The 8,160-nt window shown below is 36.6% G+C and carries 9 protein-coding genes and 1 pseudogene; 8 read left to right on the forward strand and 2 right to left on the reverse strand.

Features of this window, described 5'->3' with window-relative positions; genetic code table 11:
• From AC6F75_RS09445 to priA, 3 genes are all read left to right on the forward strand, one after another.
• On the forward strand, nt 1–478 hold a 478-nt coding region (locus AC6F75_RS09445), incomplete at its 5' end, for a nicotinate-nucleotide diphosphorylase (protein WP_500714756.1).
• Nucleotides 479–488: 10 nt separating this feature from the next.
• Nucleotides 489–1,415, forward strand: coding sequence for a YhjD/YihY/BrkB family envelope integrity protein (locus AC6F75_RS09450; protein WP_500714757.1), 927 nt, complete (start codon nt 489–491; stop codon nt 1,413–1,415).
• 1 nt (nt 1,416) lies between these two features.
• On the forward strand, nt 1,417–3,870 hold the full coding sequence (priA, locus tag AC6F75_RS09455; RefSeq protein ID WP_500714758.1) for a replication restart helicase PriA: 2,454 nt from the start codon (nt 1,417–1,419) through the stop codon (nt 3,868–3,870).
• Here priA and AC6F75_RS09460 read toward each other — a convergent pair.
• Entirely contained in the window at nt 3,867–4,577 is a 711-nt protein-coding gene (locus AC6F75_RS09460; protein WP_500714759.1) for a response regulator, read from the reverse strand. The genes priA and AC6F75_RS09460 overlap by 4 nt on opposite strands.
• 227 nt (nt 4,578–4,804) lie before the next feature.
• Between AC6F75_RS09460 and rpsF the strand changes: the two genes are divergently transcribed.
• The 4 genes from rpsF (at nt 4,805) to AC6F75_RS09480 (ending at nt 6,451) form a co-directional block, all read left to right on the forward strand.
• Nucleotides 4,805–5,149 (forward strand): 30S ribosomal protein S6, encoded by a 345-nt coding sequence (gene rpsF, locus AC6F75_RS09465; RefSeq protein WP_500714760.1) that lies wholly within the window; start codon nt 4,805–4,807, stop codon nt 5,147–5,149.
• Nucleotides 5,150–5,151: 2 nt separating this feature from the next.
• The gene (gene rpsR / locus AC6F75_RS09470; RefSeq protein ID WP_500714761.1) at nt 5,152–5,448 is read left to right on the forward strand and encodes a 30S ribosomal protein S18; all 297 of its coding nucleotides are present in this window, start codon (nt 5,152–5,154) and stop codon (nt 5,446–5,448) included.
• A 13-nt stretch (nt 5,449–5,461) separates the two neighbouring features.
• Nucleotides 5,462–5,914, forward strand: coding sequence for a 50S ribosomal protein L9 (gene rplI, locus AC6F75_RS09475; RefSeq protein WP_500714762.1), 453 nt, complete (start codon nt 5,462–5,464; stop codon nt 5,912–5,914).
• A 66-nt stretch (nt 5,915–5,980) separates the two neighbouring features.
• On the forward strand, nt 5,981–6,451 hold the full coding sequence (locus AC6F75_RS09480) for a DUF6495 family protein (protein WP_500714763.1): 471 nt from the start codon (nt 5,981–5,983) through the stop codon (nt 6,449–6,451).
• Here AC6F75_RS09480 and AC6F75_RS09485 read toward each other — a convergent pair whose 3' ends face one another.
• The gene (locus tag AC6F75_RS09485; RefSeq protein ID WP_500714764.1) at nt 6,452–7,687 is read right to left on the reverse strand and encodes an ABC transporter permease; all 1,236 of its coding nucleotides are present in this window, start codon (nt 7,685–7,687) and stop codon (nt 6,452–6,454) included.
• A gap of 217 nt (nt 7,688–7,904) precedes the next feature.
• Here AC6F75_RS09485 and AC6F75_RS09490 point away from each other — a divergent pair.
• Nucleotides 7,905–8,160: pseudogene (locus tag AC6F75_RS09490) on the forward strand (hypothetical protein); the annotation flags it as partial.

Consider the following 8,160-nt stretch of genomic DNA (forward strand, 5'->3'; position numbering starts at 1 on the left):
AACCAAAGTACTTGATACCCGAAAAACTACTCCCGGAATCAGGGCTTTGGAAAAGTGGGCGGTGAAAATAGGTGGTGGTGAAAATCACCGGTTTGCTCTGTATGATATGATTATGCTCAAGGACAACCACATCGATTTTGCAGGAGGAATCACCAAAGCGATTGAGGCCACTAAAGCTTATTTAGAAGAAAATAAACTGCATTTAAACATCATGGTTGAAGCAAGAAACTTAAAGGAAATTGAAGAAATATTAAACAATGAAGGTGTCTATAGAATATTAATAGACAATTTCAATATTGAAGATACCAAGAAAGCCGTTGAAATGATTTCAGGAAGTTGTCAAATAGAATCTTCAGGAGGAATCACTCTTGAAACAGCCCGGTCTTATGCTGAATGTGGTGTCGATTTTGTTTCAACAGGAGCTATTACTCATTCTGTGCACAATTTGGATATGAGTTTAAAAGCTGTGGAATTTTAGGAAATATACTATGACAAAAAGTATTGAAGAAAGTCTCTCAAAAATTCCGGTTATAAACAAGTTGGTGGAATTTGCCAAAAAGATTTCATTGCCCGGTATTGATGAGTTTTCTCTTTACGATTTACTTGAAACTTACATTGTTGGAATAGCCAAAGGCACTTTCTCTTCCCGGGCAGGGGGGATTGCGTTTAGTTTTTTTATGGCAATTTTTCCATTTATTCTTTTTGTGCTTAACCTTATTCCTTACGTTAGAATTAAAAATTTTCAGCAGGAGTTTTTAATGCTTATCGATGAACTGCTTCCACCACAAACAGCAGAATTTTTTCACCCCATTCTTTTAGATATTGCTGCAAACCCCAGGGGGAGTCTTTTGTCCTTCACACTTATCTTGGCTATTTTCCTGATGTCAAATGGTGTAAACGCCATTTTTAGCGGATTTGAATATTCATTTTACGTAAGGAAAAAGCGCTCGGTTATGCGTCAATACCTCATTGCTGTGGGGGTTTCCATTTTTCTTGCATTTGTGCTTTTTGCATCTGTAATAGGGTTAATTATTGGGCAGTATCTCATAATGAACCTAAATGAAGAAGCCTATTTGTTCAATAATTTAGCATGGATTTCAATCATGCGATATGTTTCTTTTATTGTTTTGATTTATATCATTATCGCAACACTTTACTATTTTGGCACCAAGGAAAGCCGTTCCTATCGCTTTTTCTCTCTCGGGGCTGTGATTACCACGGGGCTTTTTATGTTAACTACTTATCTTTTCGGAATTTATATAGAGAATTTTTCGACATACAATGAGTTGTACGGCTCTATTGGAGCGTTGTTGATTATGATGTTGTATGTGTGGATCAACTCAAACCTCCTCTTACTTGGGTTTGAACTCAATGTAACCCTACACAGGTTAAAGAACCGAAAAAAAACAAAATGACATGAATTATTTTGTTGACGTCATATTACCGGTCCCCATCCAGAACTTTTTTACTTATAGCATCAATAAAGATGAAGCCTTGTTCCTGAAAGCCGGAATGCGTGTGACAGTTCCGTTTGGGAAATCTAAAGTCTATACTTCTATTGTTTATGGAATTCATTCGCAAGCACCCGGTTTATACCAAACCAAAGAGATTGAACAAATTCTTGACGAAAAACCCATAGTAACCGAAATTCAAATCAAGCATTGGGAGTGGATGGCTTCCTATTATATGTGCACTGTGGGCGAAGTGATGAGGGCGGCACTATCAAGGGCTTTTTTGCTTGAAAGCGAAACGATTATTTCCCTTGATCCAAGTGCAAAAATCGATTTTGATTCGCTGAATGAAGATGAACACTTGGTTGTTGATGCCCTACAAATGCAGAAGGAGTTAAGGATTCAGGACATTCAATCCATTGTAAATACACCATCCATTATACCTTTGTTACATCGGTTGATTGAAAAAAAAATAATCACTACCAAAGAGGAAGCTATTGAGCAATACAAGCCCAAGTTGGTAAAATATGTAGCGATTCAAACTAAATACAATTCTGATATAGGGCTTAAAAAATTGTTTGAAGAACTCTCAAATGCCGGAAAACAACGCAAAGTTGTGTTGACCTACTTTCAACTTAAAACAGCAACCAAAAAAACTGTTTTATTGAAAGAATTGCAGGAAAAAAGCAATGTTTCAACTTCAGTAATAAAGTCATTGATTGATAAAGAAATTCTTGAGGTATTCGAAATTCAAAAAGACAGGGTTCAGTTTCAAGGTCAAGCTACAACTCCTGAAAAACAATTGAATGAATTTCAGCAAAAGGCTTACGAAGAAATTAAAGAAAGTTTTCAGACCCAAAACATCACTTTACTTCACGGTGTAACCTCCAGCGGTAAAACAGAAATTTATGTAAAATTAATTAGTGAGACTATTTCAGCCGGGAAACAAGTGCTGTTTATGTTACCTGAAATTGCGCTCACCACTCAAATTATTAGTCGTTTACAACTGTATTTTGGAGAGAAAGTTTCGGTTTATCATTCAAAATATTCCATTCACGAAAGGGTAGAGGTGTGGAACAATGTGTTGAATAATCATGAAAAGGCACAAATTGTTTTGGGTGCCCGCTCCTCTTTGTTTTTGCCATTTCAAAACCTCGGGTTGGTAATTGTTGACGAAGAGCATGAGCCGTCCTACAAGCAGTACAGTCCTGCGCCCAGATACCACGCACGTGACAGTGCCATTGTACTTGCCGGGTTTCATAAGGTCAAAGTACTTTTGGGTTCTGCAACACCGGCATTGGAAACCTATCACAATGCCCGCGAAAATAAATATGGATTGGTAACCCTTGCTGAAAGGTATGGTGAAATCAAGATGCCCGCAATTGAGTTGATCAATTTGCGTGAAAATTACCAAAAAAAGAAAATGAAAGGACATTTTTCCTTTCAACTGCTTGAAGCCATCCAACAGGTACTTGATATTGGGGAGCAGGTGTTGCTGTTTCAAAACAGAAGGGGTTTTTCACCCACAGTGGAATGTATGACTTGCGGCCACTCACCACAATGTCCCAATTGTGATGTCACGCTCACTTATCATCAAGGCAAAAAGCAACTTCGTTGTCATTACTGTGGCTATCACATCGCCATGCTGGAATCGTGTATGGCTTGCGGAAGTTCCCACATTGACACCAAAGGCTTAGGGACTGAACAAATTGAGACAGAATTGAAAGCCCTTTTTCCCGATAAAACAATCACCCGAATGGATCAGGATACCACACGGGGCAAACACGCTTTTGAAAAATTGATTGAGGGTTTGGAGCAGGGTGTAACAGATATTATGGTAGGCACACAAATGCTCACCAAAGGACTTGATTTCAGGAATGTTTCACTGGTTGGCGTTATGAATGCAGATAATCTTTTTAATCATCCTGATTTCAGGGCATTGGAGCGGAGTTATCAATTGCTTTCCCAATTTGCAGGCAGGGCAGGCAGAACAGACAAACAAGGAAAAGTTATTATACAAACCTACAATCCGCTACATGCTATTTTGCAGAAGGTTGTTGAGCATGATTATGACGGAATGTATCATTCACAGCTTGAAGAACGATTTCAGTTTAAGTACCCGCCTTATTACAGGATGATAAAAATTGTTGTAAAAGACCGAAAGTATAATAAAATGCAGGCTGCAGCAAACTGGCTGGGATTGTCTTTGAAAACTGTTTTTAAAGAAAATGTTTTAGGGCCTGAGCAACCACCGGTTGGAAGAATAAGAAATGAATACATCTCTCATGTTCTGATAAAGATTCCTAAAAACTATTCAATTTCCAAATCAAAGGAAGCAATCAGAAAGATTGAAAAATCATTTTTAGCAGTAAAGGAGTTCAGGAGTGTAAAACTTACGCTGGATGTGGACAATTATTAACCAAATGAAGAGCTGAGTGCTTCAACCAAATTGGCTTTTTTATTTCTGCTCAAGGGCAAAAACTCTTTTTCAATTTCAACGGCTTTACTGTTGTAACGTTCCACTTTTTCAAGATTTACTATATATGATTTATGAATTCTCATAAACCTGTCCTGAGGCAGCAAGGCCGCAAATGATTTCATGGTGGAAAGCACAACCAAAGATTCGTGGTCAGTCACAAGTTTTACATAATCGCCCAGTGCTTCTATATACTTAAGTTCATTTAAAAAGACTTTTCGTTTTTTTAAATTGCTTTTCACAAAAATGAAATCTTCATCATCAAATCCTTCTTCATTTTTAAGTTTGTAATTGGTAATTGCTTTGTGAACAGCACTTAGAAAACGTTCTCTGGTGATGGGCTTCCTTAAATAGTCAACCGCATCATAGTCAAATGCTTTAAAGGCATATTTTGTTTTACCCGTAATAAATATAATTTGAGGCTTTTGCTGTAGGTCATCGAGTAAGTCAAAACCGGAGAGGATTGGCATTTCAATGTCAAGAAAAACCAAATCTATTTTGTTATTGAGCAATCCCATCTTTGCTTCAATGGCATTGTTGTATTCTGCAACAAGATTTAATGATGGATGACCTTGAACCAGTCTTACGATTGAAAGGCGTTGTAAGCTGGAATCGTCAACAATTACGCAATTAAGTATTACTTTTTCCACTAATGTCCCAATTAATAAGTAGGACAATATTAAATAAAATATCGATAAACTGCAACATTTTTTATGTTAAACGTTTAAAATTTAAGATGTTTAGCGATTTTTGTAAGAACAAAAATTATGGATGGAAAAGCTTTTGTTAATTGATAATTTAATACTATTTTTGCACCCTCGTTTACCTGAGCATATTAGGTGACTGAATATTAGTTAATTAATTAAAACAATTATTTATGAATCATTATGAAACTGTTTTCATCTTAAATCCCGTTTTATCTGAAGATCAGATAAAGGAAACAGTAAAGAAATTTGAAGATTTTCTCGTTTCAAACGGAGCTAAGATGATATCTATTGAAAATTGGGGCCTTAAAAAACTGGCTTACCCAATTCAGCACAAAAAAAGTGGTTTTTACCACTTGTTTGAATTTACAGCTCCCGGAGAGATAATCAATTCTTTTGAAATAACTTTTAAAAGAGACGAGCGTATTATGCGTTACTTAACCGTAAAGCTTGACAAGCATGCCATTGAGTGGGCAGAGAAAAGAAGAAACAGAAACAAAGAAAAAGCAACTGCTTAATTATGGCAACACTAGAACAACAATCTAAAGGAAAAAAAGACGGTGAGATCAGATATCTTACCCCTTTGAATATCGATACAACAAAAAACAAAAAATACTGCCGTTTCAAAAAATCCGGCATTAAGTATATCGATTATAAAGACCCGGATTTCTTATTGAAATTTGTGAATGAGCAAGGAAAATTACTGCCCAGAAGACTTACAGGAACTTCATTGAAATATCAAAGAAAAGTGGCAGTAGCGGTTAAAAGAGCACGTCACCTGGCTTTAATGCCTTATGTAGCCGATTTATTAAAATAAAAAATAGCAAGACATGGAAGTTATATTAAAAAATGACGTCGAGAATCTAGGATTTACAGACGACGTGGTAACCGTAAAAAACGGTTACGCAAGAAACTTTTTGATTCCACAAGGTCACGCTATTTTGGCAACACCTTCTGCAAAGAAAATGCTTGCAGAAACTTTGAAGCAACGTGCATATAAAGAGCAAAAGCTTGTTGATGATGCTAAAAAAATTGCTTCAAAACTGGAGTCACTTGAAATTAAACTTGCTGCCAAAACCGGAGAAGGAGACAAGTTGTTTGGCTCAATTTCAAGTGCCGATGTTGCAGCAGCACTGGAAAATGAAGGAATCACTATTGAGAAAAAATACATCACCATTCCGGGTGGTTTAATCAAGAGAATTGGTCAATATGAAGCTTCAGTACGTTTTCACAGAGATGTGATTACAACTTTACCTTTTACGGTAGTTGCTGAAGCAAAATAATTTGATTTTATATATCATTCAAAAGCCTTTTGACTCACTTCAAAAGGCTTTTTTATTTCCCGGAAAATGAAATACACAAGACTCACCAAAGAACAGTTTGAAGCCCTTCACCTAGAGTTTGCCAGATTTTTGGCCAGCCAATCCATCACCGCAGATGAATGGGAAAAACTGAAAGTTAAAAAACCCAATGTAGCGGAAGAAGAACTCGATGTTTTTAGTGATTTAATTTGGGAAGGAACTTTAAACAATGTTCAATTCCTTGAAAACTGGTGTGAACAGCAAGTGTTTTTGTTTCATTTCAAGAAAAACAACATACACCTGATTGCTGTAAAAAGCTCAGACCCAACCGTTAATATACTTACAGAAGAAGGACTGCATTGGCTTGAAGAAAACATAGGCGAAGATATGGTTGAAATTTTTGAAGCCGAAAAAAAATACACTTTGGAGCCCAATCTGGAAAAGTTCAACTTTATAAAAGAAGGTGCAATAATTACTGAAGGTGGCTTTTACAACACTTTAAATAATCTACTTAAATAATTATTCATAACGCAATGACTCTATAGGGTCGAGTTTTGCTGCTTTGGCGGCCGGATAAGAACCTGCGATTACTGCAACAACAAACGAAATAATCACTGCGGCAAACATCGCCGCCCAATGGATTGAATATTCAAAATTTATTGCAGTGGCCAGAAAATACACACCAACAACGCCAAAAAATATTCCAACCAAACCGCCCAATTGGCCAATAATCACGGTTTCAATAATAAATTGATTGGCAATGGTTTTTCTTTTAGCGCCCAATGATTTGCGTACACCAATCTCCCGGGTGCGTTCAGTTACAGAAACCAGCATAATGTTCATCAAGGCAATGGACGAACCAAAAATGGTGATAATGCTGATAATCCAGGCAGCAGCTTCAAGGTAGCCTGTAATACTGGCAATTCGGTTGATTAAATCATCACTGCGCTGCATTCCAAAATTATTTTCCTCAATGGGGTTGAGCCCGCGGATGTTTCTGAAAACAATGATTGCTTCTTCCTGAGCGGCATCCAGCATTTCGGCATTGTCTACCATCACGCTGATGTTGTAGTTGATATTTGGCCTCGAAAAAATACTTCTCGCTGCCTGAATGGGAATCAATACCCGCAGGTCCTGATTGTTTCCAAAAGTAGAGCCTTTTTCCTTTAAAACACCTATAACAGTAAACTTTGCTCCTCGAATACTGATGGTTTTCCCAATGGGATTGTCATTCGGAAATAAACTTTTCACAATGTCTGAACCAATCACACATACATTGTTGTTGTTGGAAATGTCAAACTGATTGAATTCCCTTCCGTCTGTTATTTCAAGACCGGAATTATTGATGAAATTTTCGTTCACCCCCAAAACCTGTACCTCAGGGTCTGTTTTTAAATTTTCATATTTCACCTCGGCAGACGCAGTTCCGGTAAAGGAAACCCCGGTGTGTGTCAATGGAAACTGATAAGTTTCTTCAAACTGTTTGATATCCCTGTAGCTAATTACGGGATGCACACGGTCACGTTGCCCCGAAAATTGTAGGTCGAAACTGTAGCGTTGCAGCGAAAAGGTATTCGAGCCCATAGAGGCGAAATCGCCGGCAATGGTATTTTCAAACGATTTTATAAAACTCAAAATCCCAACCAAGGCAAACACCCCAAATGCAATAATCAATATTGTCAATATTGTTCTAAGCAGTTGAGTGCGAATTGAATTTAAAGCAATTCTGATATTTTCTCCTAAAAGATGAAACATATTGATTAATTACAACTGTTTGTCAGTTTAAATGGCTTTTTGTTACAAAATAGAAAATGTTTATCAACTATAAGACTATTTTTTTGTAAGAAAACATTATAAGAAAAATCTTAATAAATAATACAATATTATGCATTTCATCGAAAATATATGTAATACATCGTAATAATATTGTTTTTTACTATATTAGCATCGCCCAATTTACATTTTTTAACCTATGAAAAAACATTACATATTGTTATTCTTCGGCTGCTTTGTTTTTGGAATTATGTATTCCCAGCAAGGAAATGTTGGTATAAATACACCCAATCCCTTACAAAAACTTCATATAGCAGGCCCTGAATCTACCTTTAGGGTAGAAATGCTGGACAGCATTAATAATCTTTCAAACAGAAGCGATCGTAATGCACCACTATATGTTGACTCTGAAGGAGTGTTAACTTTAGAATTTGACGTACTATATAATAACAATG

This window comes from Planktosalinus sp. (assembly GCF_059864935.1).

Bases quoted from the DNA above. Each gene is read 5' to 3' on its own strand.
- rpsF (WP_500714760.1), top strand. From the start codon at position 4,805: ATGAATCATTATGAAACTGTTTTCATCTTAAATCCCGTTTTATCTGAA.
- rpsR (WP_500714761.1), top strand. From the start codon at position 5,152: ATGGCAACACTAGAACAACAATCTAAAGGAAAAAAAGACGGTGAGATC.
- rplI (WP_500714762.1), top strand. From the start codon at position 5,462: ATGGAAGTTATATTAAAAAATGACGTCGAGAATCTAGGATTTACAGAC.
- AC6F75_RS09485 (WP_500714764.1), bottom strand. From the start codon at position 7,687: ATGTTTCATCTTTTAGGAGAAAATATCAGAATTGCTTTAAATTCAATT.
- AC6F75_RS09480 (WP_500714763.1), top strand. From the start codon at position 5,981: ATGAAATACACAAGACTCACCAAAGAACAGTTTGAAGCCCTTCACCTA.
- priA (WP_500714758.1), top strand. From the start codon at position 1,417: ATGAATTATTTTGTTGACGTCATATTACCGGTCCCCATCCAGAACTTT.
- AC6F75_RS09450 (WP_500714757.1), top strand. From the start codon at position 489: ATGACAAAAAGTATTGAAGAAAGTCTCTCAAAAATTCCGGTTATAAAC.